The organism is Citrobacter sp. Cm038 (assembly GCF_030333105.1).
GTDB classification, from domain to species: Bacteria; Pseudomonadota; Gammaproteobacteria; order Enterobacterales; family Enterobacteriaceae; genus Citrobacter; species Citrobacter murliniae.
Map to the genome: position 1 here is coordinate 649,382 of NZ_JAOWGO010000022.1, position 26,210 is coordinate 675,591.

21 protein-coding genes and 1 other RNA gene are annotated in these 26,210 nt (G+C 49.4%); 14 read left to right on the top strand and 8 right to left on the bottom strand.

Annotated features, from left to right (window positions below; translation table 11 throughout):
* Positions 1-336: 336 nt before the first annotated feature.
* From OGY01_RS14425 to garD, 8 genes are all read right to left on the bottom strand, one after another.
* Complete coding sequence (locus OGY01_RS14425) at positions 337-1,110, bottom strand: DeoR/GlpR family DNA-binding transcription regulator (protein WP_045447957.1); 774 nt, start codon at positions 1,108-1,110, stop codon at positions 337-339.
* A 111-nt stretch (positions 1,111-1,221) separates the two neighbouring features.
* A complete protein-coding gene (gene gatD, locus OGY01_RS14430; RefSeq protein ID WP_286493266.1) occupies positions 1,222-2,265 on the bottom strand; it encodes a galactitol-1-phosphate 5-dehydrogenase in 1,044 nt (347 codons plus the stop codon).
* Positions 2,266-2,309: 44 nt separating this feature from the next.
* On the bottom strand, positions 2,310-3,683 hold the full coding sequence (locus tag OGY01_RS14435; protein WP_045447951.1) for a galactitol-specific PTS transporter subunit IIC: 1,374 nt from the start codon (positions 3,681-3,683) through the stop codon (positions 2,310-2,312).
* 4 nt (positions 3,684-3,687) lie between these two features.
* Positions 3,688-3,972, bottom strand: a complete 285-nt coding sequence (gatB, locus tag OGY01_RS14440; protein ID WP_003828616.1) for a PTS galactitol transporter subunit IIB — start codon at positions 3,970-3,972, stop codon at positions 3,688-3,690.
* Positions 3,973-4,001: 29 nt separating this feature from the next.
* Positions 4,002-4,466 carry a PTS galactitol transporter subunit IIA gene (gatA, locus tag OGY01_RS14445; protein ID WP_045447947.1) on the bottom strand — a complete coding sequence of 155 codons (465 nt, stop codon included), beginning with the start codon at positions 4,464-4,466 and terminating at the stop codon, positions 4,002-4,004.
* Positions 4,467-4,480: 14 nt separating this feature from the next.
* Positions 4,481-5,752 carry a tagatose-bisphosphate aldolase subunit GatZ gene (gatZ, locus tag OGY01_RS14450; protein ID WP_284097006.1) on the bottom strand — a complete coding sequence of 424 codons (1,272 nt, stop codon included), beginning with the start codon at positions 5,750-5,752 and terminating at the stop codon, positions 4,481-4,483.
* 133 nt (positions 5,753-5,885) lie between these two features.
* On the bottom strand, positions 5,886-6,740 hold the full coding sequence (locus OGY01_RS14455) for a tagatose bisphosphate family class II aldolase (RefSeq protein WP_045447941.1): 855 nt from the start codon (positions 6,738-6,740) through the stop codon (positions 5,886-5,888).
* A 176-nt stretch (positions 6,741-6,916) separates the two neighbouring features.
* Complete coding sequence (gene garD / locus OGY01_RS14460; RefSeq protein WP_286493269.1) at positions 6,917-8,488, bottom strand: galactarate dehydratase; 1,572 nt, start codon at positions 8,486-8,488, stop codon at positions 6,917-6,919.
* Between the two features lie 402 nt (positions 8,489-8,890).
* Here garD and garP point away from each other — a divergent pair, with 402 nt between their 5' ends.
* The 14 genes from garP (at position 8,891) to OGY01_RS14530 (ending at position 26,192) form a co-directional block, all read left to right on the top strand.
* Positions 8,891-10,225, top strand: a complete 1,335-nt coding sequence (garP, locus tag OGY01_RS14465; protein ID WP_045447935.1) for a galactarate/glucarate/glycerate transporter GarP — start codon at positions 8,891-8,893, stop codon at positions 10,223-10,225.
* Positions 10,226-10,240: 15 nt separating this feature from the next.
* Positions 10,241-11,011, top strand: coding sequence for a 2-dehydro-3-deoxyglucarate aldolase (gene garL, locus OGY01_RS14470; protein WP_048220501.1), 771 nt, complete (start codon positions 10,241-10,243; stop codon positions 11,009-11,011).
* 30 nt (positions 11,012-11,041) lie between these two features.
* Complete coding sequence (garR, locus tag OGY01_RS14475; protein ID WP_225761427.1) at positions 11,042-11,932, top strand: 2-hydroxy-3-oxopropionate reductase; 891 nt, start codon at positions 11,042-11,044, stop codon at positions 11,930-11,932.
* 65 nt (positions 11,933-11,997) lie between these two features.
* Entirely contained in the window at positions 11,998-13,143 is a 1,146-nt protein-coding gene (garK, locus tag OGY01_RS14480; RefSeq protein WP_286493270.1) for a glycerate 2-kinase, read from the top strand.
* 32 nt (positions 13,144-13,175) lie between these two features.
* Positions 13,176-13,552, top strand: an RNA gene (gene rnpB / locus OGY01_RS14485) — RNase P RNA component class A.
* A 784-nt stretch (positions 13,553-14,336) separates the two neighbouring features.
* Positions 14,337-15,275: a transcriptional regulator TdcA gene (gene tdcA, locus OGY01_RS14490; RefSeq protein WP_045447923.1), complete on the top strand. Its 939-nt coding sequence runs from the start codon at positions 14,337-14,339 to the stop codon at positions 15,273-15,275.
* Positions 15,276-15,372: 97 nt separating this feature from the next.
* Positions 15,373-16,362: a bifunctional threonine ammonia-lyase/L-serine ammonia-lyase TdcB gene (gene tdcB / locus OGY01_RS14495; RefSeq protein ID WP_045447921.1), complete on the top strand. Its 990-nt coding sequence runs from the start codon at positions 15,373-15,375 to the stop codon at positions 16,360-16,362.
* A gap of 21 nt (positions 16,363-16,383) precedes the next feature.
* A complete protein-coding gene (gene tdcC / locus OGY01_RS14500) occupies positions 16,384-17,715 on the top strand; it encodes a threonine/serine transporter TdcC (RefSeq protein WP_045447919.1) in 1,332 nt (443 codons plus the stop codon).
* A 31-nt stretch (positions 17,716-17,746) separates the two neighbouring features.
* Positions 17,747-18,955 (top strand): propionate kinase, encoded by a 1,209-nt coding sequence (gene tdcD, locus OGY01_RS14505; RefSeq protein ID WP_045447917.1) that lies wholly within the window; start codon positions 17,747-17,749, stop codon positions 18,953-18,955.
* Between the two features lie 28 nt (positions 18,956-18,983).
* Complete coding sequence (gene pflB, locus OGY01_RS14510) at positions 18,984-21,278, top strand: formate C-acetyltransferase (RefSeq protein ID WP_045447914.1); 2,295 nt, start codon at positions 18,984-18,986, stop codon at positions 21,276-21,278.
* Between the two features lie 13 nt (positions 21,279-21,291).
* A complete protein-coding gene (locus OGY01_RS14515) occupies positions 21,292-21,687 on the top strand; it encodes an enamine/imine deaminase (protein ID WP_045447911.1) in 396 nt (131 codons plus the stop codon).
* A gap of 91 nt (positions 21,688-21,778) precedes the next feature.
* The gene (tdcG, locus tag OGY01_RS14520; RefSeq protein WP_048220503.1) at positions 21,779-23,143 is read left to right on the top strand and encodes an L-serine ammonia-lyase; all 1,365 of its coding nucleotides are present in this window, start codon (positions 21,779-21,781) and stop codon (positions 23,141-23,143) included.
* A 382-nt stretch (positions 23,144-23,525) separates the two neighbouring features.
* The gene (locus OGY01_RS14525) at positions 23,526-24,857 is read left to right on the top strand and encodes an SLC5/6 family protein (RefSeq protein WP_048220504.1); all 1,332 of its coding nucleotides are present in this window, start codon (positions 23,526-23,528) and stop codon (positions 24,855-24,857) included.
* A 24-nt stretch (positions 24,858-24,881) separates the two neighbouring features.
* Positions 24,882-26,192, top strand: coding sequence for an L-cysteine desulfidase family protein (locus OGY01_RS14530; protein WP_045447902.1), 1,311 nt, complete (start codon positions 24,882-24,884; stop codon positions 26,190-26,192).
* Positions 26,193-26,210 lie beyond the last annotated feature (18 nt).

The following is a 26,210-nucleotide window of genomic DNA, read 5'->3' on the forward strand; positions in this document are numbered from 1 at the left end:
ATAAATTTATATTCATTTTATGTTTTTTATTACGTTGATAACGATTTTGGAATCATTATTTAGCGCATGATTTACTGACGTTTATAGGTGATGTTGATTTTTTTAATGGTAACGTTGTGCGTATAATTATACTAGCTCGTCATGACATTATCGAAGGTTGTGTTTTTTTGAAGATTGTATGTTTGAGGGTATATTATATAATATATGAAGGAATATTTGTCGTATTAAGTAAGTGTGATACTTCAATATGTAATTTATTGTAGGCATCAACCAGAAAGCGTTGCAGCAAAAAGATAGGCTGCAACGCTCTGGGGGGAAACGGGAAACCTGGCACCTCTAAACGACCAGCAATTCAACGCCTGTTTTTGTCAGTGCTGATTTATCCTGTTTGCTAATGCCGTCATCGGTAATCACGCAGTCAATCTTCTCCATCGGTAATACCTGATTAAAACCACGTCGATTGAACTTAGTCGCATCCAGTACGGCAATGACCTTATGCGCCGCCGCTGCCATTACGCTGCTAATGGAATAACCTTCATTGAATGTGGTAATACCATTCGTGGCATCAATCCCATCGGCGCCAACAAACATCAGGTCAGCGCTTATCCCTTGTAATGAACGTTCCGCGATGGTGCCATGCATTGAATGGGTTTTGTGGCGTACCGTTCCCCCACAGACAACCAACGTAATGTCTTTGTTTTCTGACAGCGTAAATGCGGCAGGCAGGCTATTGGTAATCACGGTAATATTGCTTTTCCGGTTTAACGCCTCCGCGATCAGTAAGGTAGTGCTTCCGCTATCCAGAATCACGGTCATCCCTTCTTCAACCATCGCAGTAGCGGCCTGGGCAATCCTTTTTTTGGGATCACTGGCGAGCTGATACCGTTCTTCTAATATCACTTCCTGATTGTCACCTTCGGCCAGATGGCTTCCAGGTTTTGCCGCACCACCGTGAAAACGGGTGACAAGCCCCTTCTCTTCTAATAATCGCAGGTCGGCGCGAATGGTTACTTCAGAAATACCAAAGGTATTCGAAAGATCCATTACCAGTACGCTACCTTGCGTATTAATCAGGTCGACAATTTTGTTCCTTCTCTCAAATGAGTTCATATTGATTTGCCTGACAATTTAATTGTCACTAGTTTAATCGAAGGATTGCGAAAGGTGAACGCCAAATTTCGAAAGTAAATGTGAGCCAGCGCAGGTTGCTGGCTCGTGAGATCAGGATAGTTTAAGCAGGATTTTTCCCTGCATCGGCGCGCCATTAAGTGACTTAACGGCACTGGCGAAGCTCTCGGCATTACCGCTGTGGGCGATTAAAGGTTCCAGTTGCAAGCGTTTTTCAGTCAGTAAACGTGCTGCGATTTCCCATTCTTCTCCAGGCCATGGACTGGAATAGTTCATCCAGCTACCGAGAATGGTTAACTCTTTACGCAATATTTGACCAAATACTCCTGAAGCCAGCGTCAGATCGTGATGCAGTGTTCCGACCAACGCCACCTGCGCGCGAGGGCCTGCAATTTCGACAGACAAGGTTACAGTTTGTGGGGTTCCTGCGGTTTCCAGTATGAGCTGGTCAAACTGAATATCGGTAAGGCTCGAGTGAATCTCCGTAGCACTCATTTCCCGGCTGTTAAAAACATGAGTTGCTCCCAGCTCTTTTGCTAATGCCAGCTTCTGTGGGTTGATATCAATCGCAGTGATGCTTTTCGCGCCGAGTTCGCGGGCGCATTGCATTGCCAGCAAACCGATAGTACCGGCACCCACAATAATCACATTTTTACCTTCGCAACCCTGAGCCAGGTGAAACGCATGCAGTCCGACGGTAATAGGTTCGATGAACGCCCCATCATCGATCGGCATATCTGAAGGCAGGCGGAACAGATTGGCGCGTTTTACGACTACATATTCCGCGTTACCGCCTTCGCTACGTGAACCGACAAACTGATATTGCTTGCACAGCGAGAAGTATCCTCGCTCGCACTGTGGACAGTGAAAACAGGGGAGTAGCGGTACGCAGGCGACGGCATCGCCGGGCTGCATGTCAGTAACACTTGCACCGTACGATTCAACATAGCCGCTGAATTCATGGCCTAGCGTTATCGGGTAATAGTGTGCACCATGATTAAAAATGCGGGGAATATCTGAACCGCAAAGTCCCGAGCTAACAACCCTGACCAATACATCGTCTTCAGTTTGCAACGGTGGTACGGGACGTTCTTCAACGCGCACGTCTCCCTCAGCGTGAATAACCACTGATTTCATAAAAGTCTCCAGAAATGTGAAGGGGAGCAAATGCCCCCCAGAAATTAAGATGCGGGCTGGCTTTCTGAGATAGAGGCGGCTTTTTCCGCAGCGGTGAAGTTACGCGCCCGACGCCAGGTCAGCAGAACACCAGTCAGATAAATGACGGCAATAACAATGAAGCCCACAACGTTTTGCCAGGTAAAGAGCTGAATCAGCAGCCAGGTTATTGGGGAACCCCCCTGGTCCATTGATGCCACCATTCCACCAGCTTTCAGCGCGCCTGCATTGGCGGCGAGCTGAGTATGTAAGCCAATGGTTTGTGTGGCAATCCAAAGGGTGATGCCCATGATGATGACGCCGGAGATCAGCGTGCGGAACAGATTACCCTGATGCACCGCAACGGCCATTGCCACAAAGAAACCGATGGTTGCGAGGTCGCCGAATGGCAGTACCTGGTTACCAGGTACCAGGACGGCAATCAGAATGGTCAGCGGAATAAAGATCAGACTGGCGGAAACCACCGATGTATGGCCGAGCAGCAACGCAGGATCCAGACCGATTAAGAATTCCTGACCGCCAAATTTGGCCTGCAGACGTTTACGTGCATGCTTCGCAATCGGCGTTAAGCCATCCATGATTGGTTTGATCACGCGTGGCATCAGCAGCATCACCGCCGCTGTTTTGACGGCCAGTTGCAGAACCCCTTTCGCGTCGTAACCAGCCAGCATACCGATGACCAGACCCATAACAAAGCCAACGGTAACCGGCTCGCCAAAAGGACCGAAGCGTTTTTGTACATCGTCTGCGCTAAAATGGATGCGATTCAGACCGGGTATTTTTTCAATGATGGTATCAACCAATACCGCTATTGGCCCCAGATAGGCTGACGATCCGTGCGGTATAGCTATCCCTTCAAGACCAAAAAAGTCTCGCGTATCTTTCGCGAACCAGTCGCCAAGTTTGTAGACGAAGGCGGCATGAACGATCACACCCAGAATACCTAGCCAGTAAGACCCCGTCGCCAGATGTAACATTGCGCCGGTAAATGTCATATGCCAGATATTCCAGATATCGACGTTCACCACGCGGGTCATTCGCGTGACCAGCATCAGGATATTGACTCCGATGGCGACAGGGATCGCAATCAGCGCGATCTGCGATGCCCACGTCATCGGAGATGACCCCGGCCAGCCCACATCAATCACATGCAGGTTGATTTGAAACTGTTCCGCCATGGCTTTTGCTGCAGGGCCAATAGAGTCGAGCATCAGGCCGATAACCAGTCCGATACCGACGAAACCAATCCCAATATGCAGACCGGATTTAAAACAATCCCCGAGTTTCATCCCCAACAGTTTTGAGAAGATGATGATCACTAACGGCAGCATGACCGTTGGACCTAAATCAAGGATATAACGCATAATTTCGCTAAACATGGCGTTACCCCACGAGAATGGTCAGGATTTTTTGCTGTAATGCTTCGATACCCACGCCGGACACAAAAGGCATGCCGTGAACCACAGGAATATCACCAAAAGTGCGGTCAACGCGGGCGGTAGTGCAGATGAGGTCTGCGCCATCCATATAGGTCTCGATTTCAGTTACCCGGCACTGCACCAGGTCGAGTTGGATATTGTTGGCTTCGCACAGTTCTTTAATTTCTTCCGCAGCCATTGTTGAAGTTGCTACCGCACCGCCACAGGCCACAATTACTTTACGCTTCATAGGGTATTCCTTTTATTATCAGTTTTTTATCAGGCCTGCGCACATGGCTCAGACTCAAGGATTGATTCCCGAAAGAGCATTTCCAGTTCAGCTTCTGGAGCATTCAATAATGCTTCAATGGTGTTCGGGTTTTGTAGCTCACTAAACAGACGGCGCAGGAGTTTCAGCTGTGCCGCAGGGTTCTCAACGATTAAGGCGATAATTAAAGAGACAGCTATCTCTTCGTCATCATCTGCTTGTTGAAAATTGACAGGTGTATCCGGGCGAATCAGATAGATAGCTGGAGATTTTGCATGGATAGCTTCACAGTGCGGAATAGCGACTGCATGACGCTCCAGCGCTATCCCTGTCGGGAATGTTGCTTCACGCTCAATCAAGGCTTGTGGGTAGCTTTTATGCACGACCCCTTTGGCCAGCATCTCCTCCCCAATGTGTGTCAGCGCATGCTGACACGAGCTAAAATTAATACCGGTTCGGACAAAGAGTTGGCTCATATATTCTCCAGATTTCAGGCTATAGCTGGCGCGCAACCAAAGCGATAGGCGCGCAGGACGTCCTGGATTTTGTCGATAATCAGATTATGGGGTGAGGCAGTAATCGTACCTTCGGTCAGGCGTTCAAACTGCACGGGCAAAAATTGGCTTATTAACCCTAACGGTAATTCGACGTCATTCAGGTTGCTGATTAACTTTTCCACGCCTTGACGAATACGTGGATGAGGCCAGTAATAACGAATGCGGTCGGAAAGGCTAAAATGAATATCGACCATTGCCTGACTCCAGGTAGGGCGATAGTACTTTTTCCAGTAATCCGGCTCATTCAACATGACTTCATCAATCACCTCCAGCACCTGACTCCGTTGTTCCGGAGCGATGAGTTCATTTTCCATTTGTGCCAGTGCAAAAATGGCTTCACGGAGGGCGAAGGTCAGCGCCGGACCGACTTTCAGAATCGCATAGTGATCGCGTACGAGGGCACGATAGGCCTGACGGGTCTGATAGTCAGTAGAGTGTGCCTCGTAGACCATTGGTGTCTCTTTGATCCAGGCGGAAAGCGCTTTGGCAGCCTGAGGCTGGTAATGAATGATTTGAGTGTGATCGAACTCTACGCCGGGTTGGACCACAATCGCGATCACGCGGGTTAATGCGTCTTCGAGCCCTAATGCGCGAAAGGCGACCTGATGTGTTTCCAGTGTACGGGCGGCATCTTCTTCACGCGTGACGTGAACGGTACCAATGGTACTGGCTTCTCCGCCCGGCACAGGAACTTCCGTACCAATAACATAAGTCAGTTGGTGTTTCTGTTCTTCGGTGGCTGTCTCTTCTGCAGCCTGACAAAGCACGGCTGCACGCTGGGCGACGGTCATCGGGTCCAGCGGAATGGGGTCGCCAGCACAGGACATTGAGGCATCAAGATGAATTTTGCTGAAACCTGCAGAGACATAGGCCTTAATGAGAGCCACGGATTTTTCCATAGCTTCTGCTGCTGGTTCATTTTGCCAGCAGTTAGGGCCTAAATGATCGCCCCCTAAAATCAGTCTTTCGCGTGGGAAACCAATGTTTTGCGCGATGTTATAGACAAAATCACGAAAATCGGCGGGTTTCATTCCGGTGTAACCGCCAAACTGGTTGACCTGATTGGACGTTGCTTCAATCAGGACTTTACTGTCCGTATTGAGATCAAAACGTAATGCGGATTCAATGACCAGCGGATGTGCTGAACAAACAGAGCAAATTCCTAAATGTTCACCTGCTTTATGACGAGAGATTATTTCTTTCACTTCTATCTCCGATATCTTTTGTTTATCTTCATAATATTTTTGGATTGAAGGCAAAGGTCAAAAGCCTCTTTCGTGATCCAGCTTTAAAAACAAACCTTCGTCAGAACCCGTGCTATTCAAATGAATTAATGGATTACAGCTTTCCCTCGCAGCCGCAGTCAGCTATGACTTTGCTTACTACTTCCTTCATGGCCGCCTTGGCGGGAACCATGTAGTGCCGTGGGTCACTTGCATCGGCGTGCGTGCTCAAATAGTTTTTTAGCGCATTAGAAAAGGCGATTTTGAGTTCAGTAGCGACATTGACTTTGCAGACTCCCAGCGAGATAGCTCGCTTAATATCCTGAGGGGGCAGGCCGGATGCGCCATGTAGAACCAAAGGGATATCAACGCGTTGACGAATTTCTTCCAGCCGTTCAAAATCCAGTTTTGGCTCTGCGGTATACAGGCCGTGTGCTGTGCCGATAGCTACCGCCAGGGAATCAATACCGGTTTTTGTAACGAACTCGTGAGCCTGCTCTGGGTGGGTATACAGAGCATCCTTTCCGTCGACGATCAGATCATCTTCCTGTCCACCCAAACGTCCCAGTTCAGCCTCTACGCTGACGTCGTAGCGGTGGCAGTAGTCAGTCACGTTTCTGACCAGGGCGATGTTGTCGGCAAACGGTAAATGCGAACCATCGATCATGACCGAGCGGACACCTGCAGCGACCTTCTCTTGAATGTCGATAATTTTTTCATGGTGATCGAGATGAATAGCGAGGGGATGGTTCCAGCTTCTCGCCAGTTCGCTGGCGATAGCAACGATATTGCCAACTCCTGCGTAGCTAAAGGTGCCAGGTGTTCCGGCGACAATTAATGGCGAACGTAACTCTGCAGCAGTTTCTACTACCACTTGTAAGGTTTCGAGATTGTGGATGTTAAAGGCAGGCACCGCATAGCCTTCTTGCTGGGCCTTCCTGAGCATCGTTTTGCTTGAAATAATGAACATCCTTCCTCCGATTTCTTTCGATTTCTTTTGTCGAAACAAAATATAGGGTTTCGTAATGTTATTTTGTGATTTTGATCGGAAAAATGAAAGTTTCGAAAGGAATGGGAGGGTTATGAAAGCTACAGGCAAAAAAAAACATGCCCGTAGGCATGCTTTTTAACAGCAGGATGAGATAATCAGGTCACTGGCGCCGGGTTAAACACGGCCAGCTGGTTATGCAGTCCCCACTGATCCGAGAAGGTTTTCTTACGCCCGCTGGCGACGTCGAGAATAAATTCGAACAGCTTCAGGCCCACCTCTTCGATGGTTTCTTCTCCGGTGGCGATGGTCCCGGCGTTGATGTCCATCAGGTCAAACCAACGATTAGCCAGTTCGGTGCGGGTCGCCATTTTAATTACCGGTACTGCCATCAGGCCGTACGGCGTGCCGCGACCGGTGGTGAACACCTGCACGGTGATCCCGGAAGCCACCTGTTGCGTACCGCAGACAAAATCGCTGGCAGGCGTTGCGGCATAAATCAGGCCGCGTTTGGTGGGGCGCTGACCTGGCGACAACACTTCCACAATTGCGCTTTTGCCTGATTTCGCAATGGAACCCAGCGCTTTTTCGACCACGTTCGCCAGACCTCCTTTCTTATTGCCCGGAGAAGGGTTAGCACTGCGGTCAGTTTTGCCCATATCAAGATAGTTATCGTACCAGGCCATCTCCTCCAGCAGACGTTTGCCCACTTCTTCGTTGATCGCGCGCGGGGTCAGGAGGTGGATCGCATCACGCACTTCGGTCACTTCTGAGAACATGACGGTTGCGCCGCAGCGTACCAGCAGATCGGAGGCGTAGCCTACCGCCGGGTTGGCCGTTACGCCGGAAAACGCATCGCTGCCTCCGCATTGCATCCCAACCACCAGTTCAGATGCTGGACAGGTTTCACGCTGGCGCAGATTGAGTTTCGCCAGATGACGCTCGGCGACCTGCAAAATGTCATCAATCATGGATTTAAAGCCAACGTGTTTTTCATCCTGCAGGCTGACGATACTGGCGCTGTCCACCGGAATACTTTTTACATCATGAGTACCTTCCAGCAGTCGCTCCGGCTGGAGCTTTTCGCAGCCCAGGCCGATAACCATCACTTCGCCGCCGAAGTTCGGGTTCAGGGCGATGTTGTGAATAGTTCTAATGGGCACGATGGCTGCTGGCGCGTTGATCGCCACACCGCAACCATATAAATGGTTCAGACCCACAACACCGTCTACGTTCGGGTATTTTTGCAGCAGATCGCGCTCAATTATTTTCACCACATAATCCACAACGCCTGCCACACAGTGCACGCTGGTGGAGATGCCGAGCAGGTTCTTGGTGCCGACGCTACCGTCTGCATTGCGGTAGCCTTCGAAGGTGTAACCTTCAAGAGGTGGAAGTGGCTCTGGTACTTTGGTTGCCAGCGGCAGTGTCTCCAGTGGCGGGGCTTTGGGCAGCTCAACCATCGACTCATCAATCCAGCTACCGCGTGCGATGTCGCGAACGGCATAGCCGATCACTTCGCCATAGCGCACAATTTCACCGTGAACAGCAATATCCGTGAGCGCCACTTTATGACCCTGGGGAATATGTTCAATTAGCGTCAGTCCGTCCGGGAAACGCGTCCCGGCTTTCAGACCATTGTCATTGACAATAATCGCCACATTATCCGTGTCGTGTACTTTAATATAAAACGCCGTAGGCGATTCTTGCCTAATTTCGATGTCGGCCATTGTCCAGTATTCTCCAGCCAGGTGGTGATAATAGTGCGAATATGTATATTGAATCTAATTATAAGTAATAAAGACTCTTTGTCGTTAAATAAGAATGTCAGGAGTTTAATTTGAAGAATGTGACCAGGATCACTTAACATCAGGAAAGCCTTGCCATCGGGGATAGCAATACGTAAATGTGTGCATTAGCGCCCATGATTATGTGCATATGACCAAAATAATCTTTTAACAGTATGTCTTAAATGAGCTTTTGCACAATGATTAACAGCGCGCAGCTGATTATACTGAATCACGGTTTAATAGCGTCTGATAAATTATCGTATATCTTTTTATCGGTAATTCATCACCACGAATACCCACCAAATAATAATAAAATGTTTTTATGTACCCGAGGTAAATAGAATGATGTTGGATACGGTAGTAGAGGAAAAGAAAGGTACGCATACCAGATATTTAATATTGCTGATAATATTTATTGTTACAGCCGTTAACTATGCGGATCGTGCGACGCTATCTATTGCTGGTACCGAAGTGGCAAAAGAGTTGCAGTTAAGCGCCATATCCATGGGTTATATTTTCTCCGCCTTCGGCTGGGCCTATTTGTTGATGCAAATCCCCGGCGGCTGGCTGCTTGATAAGTTTGGTTCGAAGAAAGTCTACACCTACAGTCTGTTCTTCTGGTCGTTGTTTACCTTCCTGCAGGGCTTTGTGGACATGTTCCCACTGGCCTGGGCAGGGATATCAATGTTTATCATGCGTTTCATGCTTGGTTTTTCTGAAGCGCCTTCTTTCCCGGCTAACGCCCGTATTGTTGCGGCCTGGTTCCCGACTAAAGAACGTGGCACGGCATCGGCGATTTTTAACTCGGCGCAGTATTTCTCTCTAGCGCTATTCTCGCCATTGTTAGGTTGGTTGACCTTCGCCTGGGGCTGGGAACATGTTTTTACCGTGATGGGTGTGATTGGTTTTGTCCTGACCGGGCTGTGGGTCAAGCTTATCCATAATCCAACTGATCATCCGCGTATGTCGCAAGAAGAGCTGAAGTTTATCTCTGATAACGGCGCGGTAGTGGATATGGACCACAAGAAGCCTGGCACTGCGGCTGCGAGTGGCCCGAAATTGCACTATATCAAGCAACTGCTGACCAATCGCATGATGCTGGGGGTGTTCTTCGGACAGTACTTTATCAACACCATCACCTGGTTCTTCCTGACCTGGTTCCCGATTTACCTGGTGCAGGAAAAAGGCATGTCGATTCTGAAAGTCGGTCTGGTTGCCTCAATTCCGGCGCTTTGCGGGTTTGCTGGCGGTGTACTGGGCGGAGTGTTCTCTGATTATCTGATTAAACGTGGTTTCAGTATCACTCTGGCACGTAAGCTGCCGATTGTGCTCGGAATGCTGCTGGCTTCGACCATTATTCTGTGTAATTACACTGATAATACCGTCCTGGTCGTTGCATTGATGGCGCTGGCGTTCTTTGGTAAAGGCTTTGGCGCTCTGGGGTGGCCGGTGATTTCCGATACTGCACCAAAAGAGATTGTTGGCCTGTGCGGTGGAGTCTTTAACGTATTTGGTAATGTCGCTTCTATCGTAACCCCTCTGGTAATTGGGTATCTGGTGAGCGAGTTGCACTCATTTAATGCTGCGCTGATGTTTGTAGGGTGCTCGGCGCTGATGGCGATGGTTTGCTACCTGTTTATTGTCGGTGACATTAAACGTATGGAATTGCAGAAATAAACAAAGGTATAGGCGATGAATAACACAATCTTCCCGAACAAGTTTAAAGCGGCCCTGGCGGCGCAACAAATTCAAATTGGCTGCTGGTCCGCGCTGGCCAGTCCCATCAGCACCGAAGTATTAGGTCTGGCAGGTTTTGACTGGCTGGTACTGGACGGTGAACATGCGCCAAACGATGTTTCGACGTTTATTCCGCAACTGATGGCGCTGAAAGGCAGTTCCAGCGCGCCGGTAGTGCGCGTACCGACCAACGAGCCGGTGATCATTAAGCGTCTGCTGGATATCGGGTTCTATAACTTCCTGATCCCGTTTGTGGAGACGGAAGAAGAAGCCGTCAGCGCGGTGGCGTCTACCCGCTATCCGCCAGAAGGTATTCGCGGTGTATCCGTTTCTCACCGTGCCAATATGTTCGGCACCGTACCGGACTACTTTGCGCAGTCGAATAAGAACATCACCATTATCGTACAGATCGAAAGTCAGCAGGGTGTTGATAACGTTGATGCTATCGCTGCAACTGAAGGTGTTGACGGTATTTTTGTTGGCCCAAGCGATCTGGCTGCTGCGTTAGGGCATCTGGGCAATGCGTCCCACCCCGATGTGCAGAAGGCTATCCAGCACATTTTTTCCCGCGCTAAAGCGCACGGTAAGCCAAGCGGTATTCTGGCACCGGTAGAAGCGGATGCCCGTCGTTATCTGGACTGGGGCGCAACGTTTGTTGCCGTGGGCAGCGATCTCGGCGTGTTCCGTTCTGCCACGCAGAAACTGGCTGATTCCTTTAAGAAATAACCACCATCGACAGTATAGAGAGATAAATATATGACAATGAAAGTTGGTTTTATTGGCCTCGGTATTATGGGTAAACCAATGAGTAAAAACCTCCTCAAGGCAGGTTACTCGTTGGTGGTTGCTGACCGTAACCCTGAAGCGATTGCGGAAGTCATTGCCGCAGGCGCAGAAACCGCTACCACGGCGAAAGCCATTGCTGAACAGTGCGATGTGATCATCACCATGCTGCCAAACTCGCCGCACGTGAAAGAGGTAGCGTTGGGTGAAGGCGGCATTATTGAAGGTGCTAAGCCGGGGACTGTGCTGATCGACATGAGCTCTATCGCACCGTTAGCAAGTCGTGAAATCAGCGAAGCGCTGAAAGCGAAAGGCGTAGATATGCTGGATGCGCCGGTCAGCGGTGGTGAACCGAAAGCGATTGATGGCACGCTGTCAGTGATGGTCGGCGGTGATAGAGCGATTTTCGATAAATATTACGATCTGCTGAAAGCGATGGCGGGTTCTGTGGTGCATACCGGTGACATCGGTGCGGGTAACGTAACCAAGCTGGCAAACCAGGTCATTGTCGCGCTGAACATCGCCGCTATGTCTGAAGCACTGACGCTGGCGACCAAAGCAGGCGTTAACCCGGATCTGGTATACCAGGCCATCCGTGGCGGTCTTGCCGGGAGTACCGTGCTGGATGCTAAAGCACCGATGGTAATGGACAGAAACTTTAAACCAGGCTTCCGTATTGATCTGCATATAAAAGATCTGGCGAATGCGCTGGACACCTCCCATGGTGTGGGCGCCCAACTGCCGCTAACTGCTGCAGTCATGGAGATGATGCAGGCGCTACGTGCAGATGGGCTGGGCACTGCTGATCATAGTGCTCTTGCATGCTATTACGAAAAACTGGCGAAAGTGGAAGTCACTCGCTAACAAGAAGGGCGCCTTCTCGCGCCCTGTAATTCTTGCCTTGCGCGGCACTGTCAGGCTACATAACTATGAAAATCGTAATTGCCCCAGACTCTTATAAAGAAAGCCTCTCCGCCATTGAGGTCGCTCAGGCGATAGAAAAAGGATTTCGGGAAATCTTTCCCGATGCGCAATATGTTTCAGTTCCCGTTGCCGATGGTGGTGAAGGGACGGTTGAAGCCATGATTGCCGCCACCCATGGGACTAAACATTCAGCCCTGGTGACTGGCCCGCTGGGCGAAAAAGTGAATGCCTGCTGGGGCATGTCCGGGGATGGTAAAACTGCTTTTATCGAAATGGCGGCAGCCAGTGGGCTGGCTCTGGTTCCTCCTGAAAAACGCAATCCATTAGTGACTACATCGCGTGGCACTGGAGAATTGATTCTGCAAGCGCTGGAAAGCGGCGCGAAAAGCATCATTATTGGCATTGGCGGCAGTGCAACCAATGACGGTGGAGCGGGCATGGTGCAGGCTCTGGGGGCAAAACTATGCGATGCCAATGGGACTGAAATTGGCTACGGCGGCGGTTGCCTGAATAGCCTGAACAGCATTGATATTTCAGGATTGGATCCGCGATTAAAAAACTGTTCTATCCGTGTTGCCTGCGATGTGACTAACCCTCTGACCGGTGACAAGGGCGCTTCCCGTATTTTTGGCCCTCAAAAAGGGGCAACCGAGGAACGTATTATTGAGCTGGACCGTAATCTTTCTCACTATGCCGATATCATTAAAAAATCGCTGCGAGTGGATGTGAAGAACGTTCCTGGTTCAGGGGCTGCGGGGGGGATGGGGGCGGCATTAACGGCATTTTTAGGTGCAGAGCTGCGCAGCGGTATTGAGATTGTTACCCAGGCCCTCAATCTGGAAGAACATATTCACGACTGTACTCTGGTGGTCACAGGAGAAGGCCGTATCGACAGCCAGAGTGTTCACGGAAAGGTACCGGTTGGTGTGGCCAGTGTGGCGAAGAAGTACCACAAACCAGTAATTGGTATTGCGGGCAGCCTGACGCGGGATGTAGGCGTCGTACATCAATATGGTATCGATGCGGTATTTAGTGTATTGACCAGCATAGGTACGCTGGAAGAGGCGTTTTGCGGAGCATTTGACAATATTTATCGGGCGTCACGAAACATCGCAGCTACGCTGGCGATAGGAATGCGTAGTGCGGGGTGACATTGGCCCGCAAACCCTCTATACTGCGCGCCGAAGCTGACCAGACAGTCGCCGCTTCGTCGTCGTCCTCTTCGGGGGAGACGGGCGGAGGGGAGGAAAGTCCGGGCTCCATAGGGCAGGGTGCCAGGTAACGCCTGGGGGGGAAACCCACGACCAGTGCAACAGAGAGCAAACCGCCGATGGCCCACGCAAGTGGGATCAGGTAAGGGTGAAAGGGTGCGGTAAGAGCGCACCGCGCGGCTGGTAACAGTCCGTGGCACGGTAAACTCCACCCGGAGCAAGGCCAAATAGGGGTTCATAAGGTACGGCCCGTACTGAACCCGGGTAGGCTGCTTGAGCCAGTGAGCGATTGCTGGCCTAGATGAATGACTGTCCACGACAGAACCCGGCTTATCGGTCAGCTTCAACTTTTAAGAAAACCCCGCCTCGGCGGGGTTTTTGCTTTTGCAGCATGGACAAGCCGTTTGCGCCATTATCCTGCAGGTCGATTTACGGGCAGGCGTTGCAAACGCACTACATTAATTCTTTGCGAATCTATTTTTTATTTCTGCTTATTTCCGTATCGGGATTCCTCTATTAGAGAGAGATGTATCGAGGGAGATTTCTGATTTTGTGATGGCTAACACAAAACGCTACCTTTGGTAATTTTTGATAGAGAAAACGAACGCAATCGATCGCTATCACAAAATTAGTTGCTGATAAACTGCGCAAAAACCGTGTTAATATATTGTTGCGCATGATAATTGATTGTATGAATAAGTTTAAATATCAATAAATGCAATGTTTCTTTACAAACATATGGGGCAAAAAAATGTGACCCATAACATTATTTAACCACAATTATGATATAAATATAATTATATTTGATAAGTTACTCATTAAATTTAAGCGTAATTCAGCCCGATAAATACTCTGTAATTGCTTGAAATATAGCCTTTCACGATCTTTTGAAATATCTAAGAAACCTGGTGTGTTATTGCCATAAATTTTTGTTATCCCCCCATCTTTTTTTGATTAAAATCAGGTTAAAGTGAGATCGCGTTTTTGTATTGCATTGATTAATAAGTGATTAATAGATTTATAATAATCTTACAAAATGTAAGTGAAGGGGATTTGTGAGTGGTCGCACATATCCTTGTTCACTTAATTTGGTACACTCCCTGCCGTCAACAAAGTAATTAACGCAGGTCGATATGAATACTATTACTCTCCCTAAAACACAGCACTTAGTGGTCTTTCAGGAAGTCATTAGAAGTGGTTCTATCGGCTCAGCTGCAAAAGAATTAGGATTAACTCAACCTGCTGTCAGTAAAATCATTAATGATGTTGAGGCTTATTTTGGTATTGAGTTAGTGGTTCGTAAAAATACAGGCGTTACGTTGACTCAGGCTGGTCAGGTGATGCTCTCGTGGTCTGAATCCATTACCCGTGAAATGAAAAACATGGTGGATGAGATGAACAGCATGACGGGCAATGCAGTTGTTGATGTGTCGTTTGGCTTTCCTTCACTGATTGCCTTTACCATCATGTCCGGCATGATTAAGAAGTTTAAAGAGGTGTTCCCGAAAGCGCAGGTTTCCATGTATGAGGCTCAGCTATCCTCATTCTTACCGGCGGTTCGTGACGGGCGACTGGATTTCGCTATTGGTACACTGAGTGATGAGATGAAACTACACGATCTACATGTGGAGCCGCTCTTTGAGTCAGAGTTCGTTCTGGTAGCCAGTAACTCCCGAACATGCACCGGCATCACCACGCTGAAAGCGTTGAAAAACGAACAGTGGGTGTTGCCACAAACGAATATGGGGTACTACAGCGAACTTCTTACCACGTTACAAAAAAATGGCATCAGCAGTGAAAACATCGTTAAAACAGACTCCGTCGTCACGATTTATAATCTTGTTCTCAATGCTGATTTCTTAACAGTAATTCCCTGCGATATGACCACTCCATTTGGTTCAAACCAGTTTATTACTATTCCGGTAGAAGAATCCTTACCGGTTGCGCGTTATGCCGCCGTTTGGTCTAAAAATTATCGAATAAAAAAAGCAGCATCAATTTTGGTTGAATTAGCCAAAGAATATTCATCTTACAATTCTCATAGACGAAAGCAGTTAATTGAAATTGATTAATGATTGAATTTGTTTAATACGGAATTAACGCCATCTGTCTATATCAGACGTTGGTAACGGCTATCTATTTACTTTAATACCCAGGTAAGAGGTTCTAATGCACATTACATACGATCTCCCAGTTGCAATTGAAGATATCCTCGAAGCGAAAAAAAGACTGGCGGGGAAAATTTATAAAACGGGAATGCCTCGCTCTAACTATTTTAGTGAACGTTGCAAAGGGGAAATTTTCCTCAAGTTTGAAAATATGCAGCGTACTGGCTCATTTAAAATCCGTGGTGCTTTTAATAAGCTCAGTTCATTAACAGAGGCGGAAAGACTGAAAGGTGTGGTGGCTTGCTCCGCAGGTAACCATGCGCAAGGGGTGTCTCTCTCCTGCGCAATGCTCGGTATCGATGGCAAAGTAGTGATGCCAAAAGGTGCGCCGAAGTCTAAAGTGGCTGCAACCTGCGATTACTCAGCAGAAGTTGTGCTGCACGGCGACAACTTCAACGACACTATCGCGAAGGTAAGCGAGATTGTAGAGACTGAAGGCCGTATCTTTATTCCTCCTTATGATGATCCGAAAGTGATCGCCGGTCAGGGCACCATTGGCCTGGAAATTCTGGAAGATCTGTACGATGTCGATAACGTGATTGTACCAATTGGCGGCGGTGGTCTGATTGCTGGTATTGCGGTAGCAATTAAATCCATCAACCCGACAATTAAAATTATTGGCGTACAGTCTGAAAACGTTCACGGCATGGCGGCATCTTTCCACGCTGGAGAAATAACCACGCATCGAACGACCGGCACCCTGGCGGATGGTTGTGACGTTTCCCGCCCGGGTAATTTGACTTATGAAATCGTTCGTGAATTGGTAGATGACATTGTCCTCGTCAGCGAAGATGAAATTCGCAACAGTATGGTGGCATTAATTCAGCGAAATAAAGTTGTGACTGAAGGTGCCGGTGCTCTGGCATGTGCAGCATTATTAAGCGGGAAATTAGATAGCTATATCCAGAATAGAAAAACAGTTAGCATTATTTCTGGTGGTAATATCGATCTTTCTCGTGTATCCCAAATTACTGGTTTAGTTGACGCTTAATATTTTCGTTGAGGATAGGATATGAGTACTACTGATAGCATTGTATCCAGCCAGACAAAACAATCGTCCTGGCGCAAATCGGACACCACCTGGACACTGGGTTTATTTGGTACAGCCATCGGCGCCGGGGTGCTGTTCTTCCCTATCCGCGCAGGTTTTGGCGGGCTGATCCCCATTCTGTTAATGTTGGTGTTAGCGTACCCCATCGCGTTCTATTGCCACCGTGCACTGGCACGCCTGTGTCTTTCCGGCTCTAATCCTTCCGGTAACATCACAGAAACGGTTGAAGAGCACTTTGGTAAAACAGGTGGCGTGGTTATCACGTTCCTCTACTTCTTTGCGATTTGCCCACTGTTGTGGATTTATGGCGTCACCATTACCAACACCTTTATGACCTTCTGGGAAAACCAGTTGCAGATGCCAGCGCTTAACCGTGGCTTCGTGGCACTGTTCCTGCTGCTGTTGATGGCATTCGTCATCTATTTTGGTAAAGATTTGATGGTTAAAGTGATGAGCTTCCTGGTATGGCCATTTATTGCCAGCCTGGTGCTTATCTCTCTGTCCCTGATCCCTTACTGGAACTCAGCGGTTATCGATCAGGTGGATCTCAGTAATATAGCGCTGACCGGGCATGACGGTATTCTGGTCACTGTATGGCTGGGTATTTCCATCATGGTGTTCTCCTTCAACTTCTCGCCGATTGTCTCTTCCTTCGTAGTTTCTAAACGTGAAGAGTATGAGAAAGATTTTGGTCGTGAATTTACCGAGCAGAAATGTTCAAAAATCATCTCCCGTGCCAGTATGTTGATGGTTGCGGTGGTGATGTTCTTCGCCTTCAGCTGCCTGTTTACCCTCTCTCCGGCTAATATGGCTGAAGCGAAAGCGCAGAACATTCCGGTACTTTCTTACCTGGCGAACCACTTTGCTTCACTGTCCGGTACGAAATCGACTTTCGCAACCATTCTGGAATACGGTGCTTCTATTATCGCACTGGTTGCCATCTTCAAATCTTTCTTCGGCCACTATCTGGGCACGCTTGAAGGTCTGAACGGTCTGGTACTGAAGTTTGGTTACAAAGGCGATAAAACCAAAGTTTCAATGGGCAAGCTCAACACCATCAGCATGATCTTCATCATGGGTTCCACCTGGGTCGTGGCTTATGCCAACCCGAATATCCTGGACCTGATTGAAGCGATGGGCGCGCCAATTATCGCCTCACTGCTCTGCCTGCTGCCGATGTACGCCATCCGTAAAGCGCCGTCACTGGCAAAATACCGTGGCCGTCTGGATAACGTGTTTGTTACCGTGATTGGTTTGCTGACCATCCTGAACATTGTCTACAAACTGTTTTAATCCTTAAGCTCAGGATGAGCGGAGTAGTGAAATGAATGAGTTTCCGGTAGTACTGGTTATTAACTGCGGTTCATCTTCAATAAAATTCTCAGTGCTGGATGCAGCTAACTGTGATGTTTTAATGGCGGGAATTGCGGACGGTATTAATTCTGAAAATGCGTTCATAGCAATTAATGGAGGAGAGCCAGCTAAGCTGGCTCACCACAGCTACGAAGATGCATTAAAAGCAATTGCAGTTGAACTGGAGAAACGTAATTTAATGGACAGCGTGGCCTTAATTGGCCACCGCATTGCCCACGGCGGAAGTATCTTTACGCAGTCAGCAATAATTACTGATGAAGTTATCGATAATATTCGCCAGGTATCACCTTTAGCACCGTTACATAATTATGCGAACCTGAGCGGGATTGAATCCGCGCAACATCTTTTCCCGGGAGTGCAGCAGGTTGCTGTATTTGATACCAGCTTCCACCAGACGATGGCACCTGAAGCCTATCTGTACGGTTTACCGTGGAAATACTTTGAGGAGTTGGGGGTTCGTCGTTATGGTTTTCATGGCACCTCGCACCGCTATGTTTCTCAGCGCGCACATGAGCTTCTCGGCCTTCAGAATGATGATTCTGGTTTAGTGATCGCTCACCTGGGTAATGGAGCTTCCATCTGTGCGGTCCGGAATGGGCAAAGCGTTGATACCTCAATGGGTATGACGCCGCTGGAAGGTCTGATGATGGGGACGCGCAGCGGTGATGTGGATTTTGGTGCGATGGCATGGATTGCGAGTGAAACCAACCAGACACTGAGCGACCTTGAGCGCGTGGTCAATAAAGAGTCTGGCTTACTGGGTATTTCCGGTTTGTCTTCTGACTTACGTACGCTGGAGAAAGCCTGGCACGAAGGACACGAGCGTGCGCAGTTGGCAATTAAGACGTTTGTACATCGTATTGCACGTCATATCGCCGGACATGCCGCATCGCTTCATCGTCTTGATGGGATTATTTTCACCGGTGGAATTGGTGAAAACTCGGTCTTAATTCGCCGTATGGTAATTGAACATCTGGCCGTATTCGGAGTGAATATCGACAGCGATATGAATAGCCTACCTAATTCCCACGGTGAGCGAATTATTTCAGGTAAAGATGCCCGAGCTATTTGCGCTGTTATTCCAACGAATGAAGAGAAAATGATTGCACTCGATGCCATTAATTTAGGCAAAGTTAACGCACCAGTGGAATTTGCATAATTAATTTTCAGTAGAGAGATTATTTTTCATGAAGGTAAATATCGATACCAGCGATATGCTGTATGCCGAAGCATGGCTTGGCTTTAAAGGTACGGACTGGAAAGAAGAAATTAATGTCCGTGATTTTATTCAGCATAACTATACGCCTTATGAAGGGGATGAATCTTTCCTCGCCGAAGCGACGCCAGCGACCACAGCGTTGTGGGAAAAAGTGATGGCGGGCATCCGTATTGAAAACTCGACGCATGCGCCGGTTGATTTCGATACCAACATTGCAACAACGATTACCGCACACGATGCGGGTTATATCGAACAAGAACTGGAAAAGATCGTTGGTCTGCAAACGGATAAGCCGCTCAAGCGTGCCCTACATCCGTTTGGCGGCATTAACATGATCAAAAGCTCTTTTGATGCCTATGGTCGTGAGATGGACGCGGATTTTGAATACCAGTTTACTGAGCTGCGAAAAACCCATAACCAGGGCGTATTTGACGCTTACTCCCCGGATATGCTGCGCTGCCGTAAGTCCGGTGTATTAACCGGTCTGCCGGATGGTTATGGTCGTGGCCGCATCATCGGTGACTATCGCCGCGTCGCACTGTACGGGATCCGCTATCTGGTGCGTGAACGTGAATTGCAATTTGCCGATCTCCAGTCGAATCTGGAGTGGGGGCAGAATCTGGAAGCTACGATTCGCCTGCGTGAAGAGCTGTCTGAACATCGTCGTGCACTGCTGCAAATGCAGGAAATGGCGGCGAAATACGGTTGCGATATTTCCCGTCCGGCGCGTAATGCGCAGGAAGCTGTGCAGTGGGTCTACTTTGCTTATCTGGCAGCGGTGAAATCTCAGAACGGCGGCGCAATGTCTTTGGGTCGTACCGCATCGTTCCTCGATATTTATATTGAGCGCGACTTCAAAGCCGGGATCTTAACCGAGCAGCAGGCTCAGGAACTGATCGACCACTTCATTATGAAGATCCGCATGGTGCGTTTCCTGCGTACACCGGAATTCGACACCCTGTTCTCGGGCGATCCTATCTGGGCAACGGAAGTCATTGGCGGTATGGGGCTGGATGGTCGTACGCTGGTCACGAAAAACTCCTTCCGCTACCTGCATACACTGCACACCATGGGGCCAGCACCTGAGCCGAACCTGACGGTACTGTGGTCTGAAGCTCTGCCGATTGCATTCAAAAAATATGCTGCACAGGTCTCTATCGTCACTTCATCTTTACAGTATGAAAACGACGATCTGATGCGTGCTGACTTTGACAGCGATGACTATGCCATCGCCTGCTGTGTCAGCCCGATGGTTATCGGCAAGCAAATGCAGTTCTTTGGTGCACGTGCCAACCTCGCTAAAACGCTGCTGTACGCAATCAATGGCGGTGTGGATGAGAAGCTGAAAATCCAGGTGGGTCCGAAAACGGCTCCGCTGATGGATGATGTGCTGGATTACGACACGGTGATGGAGAGCCTGGACCACTTTATGGACTGGCTGGCAGTGCAGTACATCAGTGCGCTGAACATCATTCACTATATGCACGACAAGTACAGCTACGAAGCCTCACTGATGGCGCTGCACGATCGTGATGTCTATCGCACGATGGCATGTGGCATGGCGGGTCTTTCCGTCGCGGCGGACTCCCTGTCGGCTATCAAATATGCGCGAGTGAAACCGATCCGTGATGAGAGCGGTCTGGCAGTCGATTTCGAAATTGAAGGCGACTATCCGCAGTACGGTAACAATGATGAGCGCGTAGACAGTATTGCCTGCGATTTGGTTGAACGCTTTATGAAGAAAATTAAAGTGTTACCGACCTATCGTAACGCGGTACCGACGCAGTCTATTCTGACCATCACCTCCAACGTGGTGTACGGACAGAAAACCGGCAACACGCCGGACGGACGTCGCGCAGGTACTCCGTTTGCACCAGGGGCAAACCCGATGCACGGTCGCGATCGCAAAGGTGCCGTTGCGTCGTTAACCTCAGTTGCCAAACTGCCATTTACCTATGCCAAAGATGGTATCTCGTACACCTTCTCCATTGTGCCGGCGGCGCTGGGCAAAGAAGATAGCGTGCGTAAAACCAACCTGGTCGGTCTGTTGGACGGTTACTTCCATCATGAAGCGCATGTCGAAGGCGGGCAGCACCTGAACGTTAACGTCATGAACCGCGAAATGCTGATGGATGCGATTGAGCACCCGGAAAACTATCCGAACCTGACGATCCGCGTGTCTGGCTATGCGGTGCGCTTTAATGCGCTCACCCGTGAGCAGCAGCAGGATGTTATTTCACGTACTTTCACCCAGGCGCTTTAACGCCGGAGGGGCTATGAGAAAAATTATTGCAACTGAATGTGCGCCAGGGGCCATTGGGCCTTACGTGCAGGGTGTGGATCTGGGCAGCATGGTGCTGACCTCAGGTCAGATCCCGGTGTGTCCACAAACGGGTGAAGTGGCAGAAAACGTGGCCGATCAGGCGCGTCAGAGCCTGGAAAACGTTAAAGCGATCGTGGAGTCTGCGGGTTTGAAAGTGGGCGATATCGTGAAGACCACCGTATTTGTTGCTGATCTGAATGACTTCGCCACGATTAACCAGGTGTATCAGCAGTTCTTTGATGAGCATAAAGCAATCTACCCAACGCGCAGTTGCGTGCAGGTTGCTCGCTTGCCGAAGGATGTGAAGCTGGAGATTGAAGCCATCGCCGTACGTGGCGACACGTTGTAATCCCCCCCGCGGGGCGATCGTCAGGATCGCCCCAATCCTGTAATGAGTGTGAAACCTGGTCTTCACTGAACGGCAATCCGAGGGTGTGGATATGATTAGCGCATTCGATATTTTTAAGATTGGCATTGGACCTTCCAGCTCCCATACCGTGGGACCAATGAATGCAGGTAAACGTTTTATCGACCAACTGGTCAGTACCGGAGAATTACCTCAGACCACGCGCATTGTCGTCGATCTTTATGGTTCGCTTTCCCTGACCGGAAAAGGCCATGCGACCGATGTCGCCATCATGATGGGACTGGCAGGTAACAGCCCGCAGAGCGTGAATATTGACGCAATTGCTGGTTTTATTCAGGAAGTGACCCGCTCCGGACGTTTGCCGGTTGCCGGGGGGACACATGTGGTCGATTTCCCTCCAGAGAGCAACATTCTTTTCCATACAGAAACGCTACCACGTCATGAAAATGGAATGCGGATCACTGCATGGAATGGCGAAGAGAAGTTGTTAAGTAAAACCTATTACTCCGTTGGCGGTGGTTTTATTGTTGAAGAGGAACATTTTGGCCTGGCGCACGATACCGAGGCGCATGTGCCGTACAACTTCCATTCCGCCAGCGAATTGCTGAAGCTGTGCGAGAGAAACGGGCTTTCTGTTTCCGGCCTGATGATGCAAAACGAACTGGCGATGCGCAGTAAAGAAGAGATTGATGCGGGCTTCGCTCAAATCTGGGACGTCATGCATGCCGGTATAGAGCGTGGCATGAACACTGAAGGCGTCCTGCCTGGTCCTCTTAACGTTCCACGTCGCGCTGTGGCGTTACGCCGTTTGCTGGTTTCCAGCGATAACCTGTCCAGCGATCCGATGAACGTCATCGACTGGATCAACATGTTCGCTCTGGCGGTGAGCGAAGAAAACGCGGCCGGGTGTCGGGTCGTTACCGCGCCGACAAACGGCGCATGTGGGATTATCCCCGCGGTGCTGGCCTATTACGACAAGTTCCGTCGCCCGGTGAATGCGAATTCAATTGCTCGTTATTTACTGGCCGCAGGGGCGATAGGTGCGCTTTATAAGATGAATGCGTCTATTTCTGGTGCTGAAGTGGGCTGCCAGGGAGAGATTGGTGTGGCGTGTTCAATGGCAGCAGCCGGGCTGACTGAATTGCTTGGCGGCAGCCCATCACAGGTCTGTATTGCCGCTGAAATCGCGATGGAACATAACCTCGGGCTCACCTGTGATCCGGTGGCGGGGCAGGTACAAATTCCATGTATTGAACGTAACGCGATCAACGCTGTAAAAGCCGTAAACGCCGCGCGTATGGCGCTGCGTCGCACGTCTGAGCCACGTGTATCACTCGATAAAGTTATCGAGACGATGTACGAAACCGGTAAAGACATGAACGATAAATACCGTGAAACTTCTCGTGGCGGTCTGGCGATCAAAGTGGTTTGTACCTGAGGTGATAGCTGTGCCTGATGCTACGCTCATCAGGCCTGCGGTTTACGCGCGCTTGTGACTTTTGTCGATCAGATAAGGCGCAAGCGCCGCCATCCGACGGTGAATTAATCAAAATGGCATGATAAAAAAGGTGCACTTAGGTGCACCTTTTTTGTTGTGATCTGCTTCAAAAATAGAAACTAAATTCTTAATTTTCCTATAAAAGAGAAAATATTTCTTAACTTTTAGAAATTACAGGGGCTTGTTTGTGAAGTTTTTCTCTGACCCTGCGCGTATGATTTCTTCATTCAAACAACTCGCCTGCATCTCATGTACTGCGTATCGCCTTGAGGCAGTACGACAAAAATAAAAAAACCTCTACCTACACATTGAGCGAGGAATTATGGAAACGGCAACGAATAATAGCGTAATACTCGATGCATCCGCTCCGGCGCGTCGGGCTGGCATGACCGAAAGCGAATGGCGGGAAGCCATTAAGTTCGACAGTACGGATACTGGCTGGGTCATTATGAGTATTGGAATGGCGATTGGTGCGGGGATTGTTTTTCTTCCCGTTCAGGTGGGCCTGATGGGGTTATGGGTTTTCCTGTTATCCTCTGTTATCGGCTACCCCGCCATGTATTTGTTCCAGCGTTTGTTTATCAATACGCTGGCTGAGTCTCCTGAGTGTAAAGATTACCCGAGCGTCATTAGCGGCTATTTAGGCAAAAACTGGGGCATCCTGTTAGGTGCACTGTATTTTGTGATGCTGGTTATCTGGATGTTCGTTTATTCCACCGCCATTACTAACGATAGCGCCTCATATCTGCACACGTTTGGCGTTACAGAAGGTCTACTGTCTGACAGCCCGTTCTATGGTCTGGTGCTGATTTGCATTCTTGTTGCCATCTCGTCACGCGGCGAAAAAATGTTGTTTAAAATCTCCACCGGTATGGTGTTAACCAAACTGCTGGTGGTGGCGGCGTTGGGCGTTTCGATGGTCGGGATGTGGCATCTTCACAACATTGGCGCGCTGCCGCCGATGGCGCTGTTGATTAAAAACGCGATTATCACACTGCCATTCACCTTGACCTCAATTCTGTTTATTCAAACCTTAAGCCCGATGGTTATTTCGTACCGTTCTCGTGAAAAATCCATTGAGGTCGCACGTCATAAAGCCCTTCGCGCTATGAATATCGCGTTCGGTATTTTGTTTGTCACCGTCTTTTTCTACGCAGTTTCTTTCACTTTAGCAATGGGTCACGACGAAGCAGTTAAAGCGTATGAGCAGAATATTTCCGCTCTGGCGATTGCCGCGCAGTTTATCAGCGGGGATGGCGCTGGTTGGGTGAAAATCGTCAGCGTAATTCTGAATATCTTCGCCGTTATGACCGCTTTCTTTGGCGTTTACTTAGGCTTCCGTGAAGCGACCCAGGGTATCGTGATGAACGTACTGCGCCGCAAAATGCCGGCCGAAAAGATCAATGAAACACTCGTTCAGCGCGGCATCATGGTATTCGCCATCTTACTGGCCTGGAGTGCGATTGTGCTCAATGCGCCGGTACTGAGCTTCACTTCTATTTGTAGCCCAATCTTCGGCATGGTGGGTTGTTTGATTCCGGCCTGGCTGGTCTACAAGGTTCCTGCACTACACAAATATAAAGGCGCATCTCTGTATCTGATTATTATCACAGGTCTGCTGTTGTGCGTTTCTCCGTTCCTGGCATTTTCTTGAGTTATCTGAGCAAAGGTCGTTGTTATGTTTGAGACTACATTGAATCCAATATGGGATAGTTTTATCCGCGCGGTGCAGGAAGAGGTTAAACCTGCACTGGGTTGCACCGAACCTATCTCTCTGGCTCTGGCCGCAGCGGTGGCATCCTCTGAACTGAGCGGCGCGGTTGAACGCATTGATGCCTGGGTATCACCGAACCTGATGAAAAACGGTATGGGCGTCACCGTGCCGGGTACCGGAATGGTAGGTCTGCCCGTCGCGGCTGCACTGGGTGCGCTGGGGGGAAATGCTCGCGCAGGTTTAGAAGTGCTGAAAGATGCATCCGCTGAAGCCATTACGGATGCAAAAGCCATGCTGGAGGCCGGGAAGGTTGCGGTGATGCTGCAGCAACCTTGCGAGGATATTCTCTTTTCGCGCGCTAAGGTTTATAGCAGTGAAGGGTGGGCGTGCGTCACCATTGTAGGCGGTCACACTAACATTGTGCACATTGAGACTAACAACGGCGTGGTGTTTACCAAAGAAGAGTTGGCGCAGGACGACGAGCAGATATCACCGCTGGCAGTGTTATCCCATACTTCGCTGGAAGAGATTTTAGCGTTTGTGAATGCGGTACCGTTTGAGTCGATTCGCTTTATTCTGGATGCGGCAAAATTGAACGGTGCACTGTCCCAGGAAGGATTACGCGGAACCTGGGGATTGCATATCGGTGCCACACTTGAGAAGCAGTGTGCTCGTGGTTTGCTGGCAAACGACCTTTCAACCGCCATTCTGATCCGTACCAGTGCGGCATCGGATGCGCGTATGGGGGGGGCGACACTGCCTGCGATGAGCAATTCAGGATCCGGTAATCAGGGCATTACCGCCACGGTACCGGTAATGGTGGTTGCTGAACACTTTGGTGCCGATGATGAAAAACTGGCGCGGGCGTTGATGCTGTCACACCTGAGCGCGATTTACATTCATCATCAGCTTCCACGCTTGTCGGCTTTGTGCGCGGCGACCACTGCGGCGATGGGCGCGGCGGCAGGTATGGCATGGCTGGTAGACGGTCGTTACAACACTATCGCGATGGCTATCAGTAGCATGATTGGCGATGTAAGCGGGATGATTTGCGATGGCGCTTCAAACAGCTGTGCGATGAAGGTCTCTACCAGTGCGTCTGCGGCGTGGAAGGCGGTACTCATGGCCCTGGATGATACAGCCGTGACCGGTAACGAAGGGATTGTGGCGCATAACGTGGAGCAATCTATTTCGAATCTGTGTGCGCTGGCATGTCGTTCGATGCAGGAAACCGACAAGCAGATCATAGAGATTATGGCCAGTAAAGCGCATTAACTACCCGGCCGGATAAGG

Bases quoted from the DNA above. Each gene is read 5' to 3' on its own strand.
- OGY01_RS14425 (WP_045447957.1), bottom strand. From the start codon at position 1,110: ATGAACTCATTTGAGAGAAGGAACAAAATTGTCGACCTGATTAATACG.
- garR (WP_225761427.1), top strand. From the start codon at position 11,042: ATGACAATGAAAGTTGGTTTTATTGGCCTCGGTATTATGGGTAAACCA.
- garL (WP_048220501.1), top strand. From the start codon at position 10,241: ATGAATAACACAATCTTCCCGAACAAGTTTAAAGCGGCCCTGGCGGCG.
- OGY01_RS14455 (WP_045447941.1), bottom strand. From the start codon at position 6,740: ATGTTCATTATTTCAAGCAAAACGATGCTCAGGAAGGCCCAGCAAGAA.
- garD (WP_286493269.1), bottom strand. From the start codon at position 8,488: ATGGCCGACATCGAAATTAGGCAAGAATCGCCTACGGCGTTTTATATT.
- OGY01_RS14525 (WP_048220504.1), top strand. From the start codon at position 23,526: ATGGAAACGGCAACGAATAATAGCGTAATACTCGATGCATCCGCTCCG.
- tdcA (WP_045447923.1), top strand. From the start codon at position 14,337: ATGAATACTATTACTCTCCCTAAAACACAGCACTTAGTGGTCTTTCAG.
- OGY01_RS14435 (WP_045447951.1), bottom strand. From the start codon at position 3,683: ATGTTTAGCGAAATTATGCGTTATATCCTTGATTTAGGTCCAACGGTC.
- OGY01_RS14530 (WP_045447902.1), top strand. From the start codon at position 24,882: ATGTTTGAGACTACATTGAATCCAATATGGGATAGTTTTATCCGCGCG.
- OGY01_RS14515 (WP_045447911.1), top strand. From the start codon at position 21,292: ATGAGAAAAATTATTGCAACTGAATGTGCGCCAGGGGCCATTGGGCCT.
- pflB (WP_045447914.1), top strand. From the start codon at position 18,984: ATGAAGGTAAATATCGATACCAGCGATATGCTGTATGCCGAAGCATGG.
- tdcG (WP_048220503.1), top strand. From the start codon at position 21,779: ATGATTAGCGCATTCGATATTTTTAAGATTGGCATTGGACCTTCCAGC.
- garP (WP_045447935.1), top strand. From the start codon at position 8,891: ATGATGTTGGATACGGTAGTAGAGGAAAAGAAAGGTACGCATACCAGA.
- gatB (WP_003828616.1), bottom strand. From the start codon at position 3,972: ATGAAGCGTAAAGTAATTGTGGCCTGTGGCGGTGCGGTAGCAACTTCA.
- tdcD (WP_045447917.1), top strand. From the start codon at position 17,747: ATGAATGAGTTTCCGGTAGTACTGGTTATTAACTGCGGTTCATCTTCA.
- garK (WP_286493270.1), top strand. From the start codon at position 11,998: ATGAAAATCGTAATTGCCCCAGACTCTTATAAAGAAAGCCTCTCCGCC.
- tdcC (WP_045447919.1), top strand. From the start codon at position 16,384: ATGAGTACTACTGATAGCATTGTATCCAGCCAGACAAAACAATCGTCC.
- tdcB (WP_045447921.1), top strand. From the start codon at position 15,373: ATGCACATTACATACGATCTCCCAGTTGCAATTGAAGATATCCTCGAA.
- gatD (WP_286493266.1), bottom strand. From the start codon at position 2,265: ATGAAATCAGTGGTTATTCACGCTGAGGGAGACGTGCGCGTTGAAGAA.
- gatA (WP_045447947.1), bottom strand. From the start codon at position 4,466: ATGAGCCAACTCTTTGTCCGAACCGGTATTAATTTTAGCTCGTGTCAG.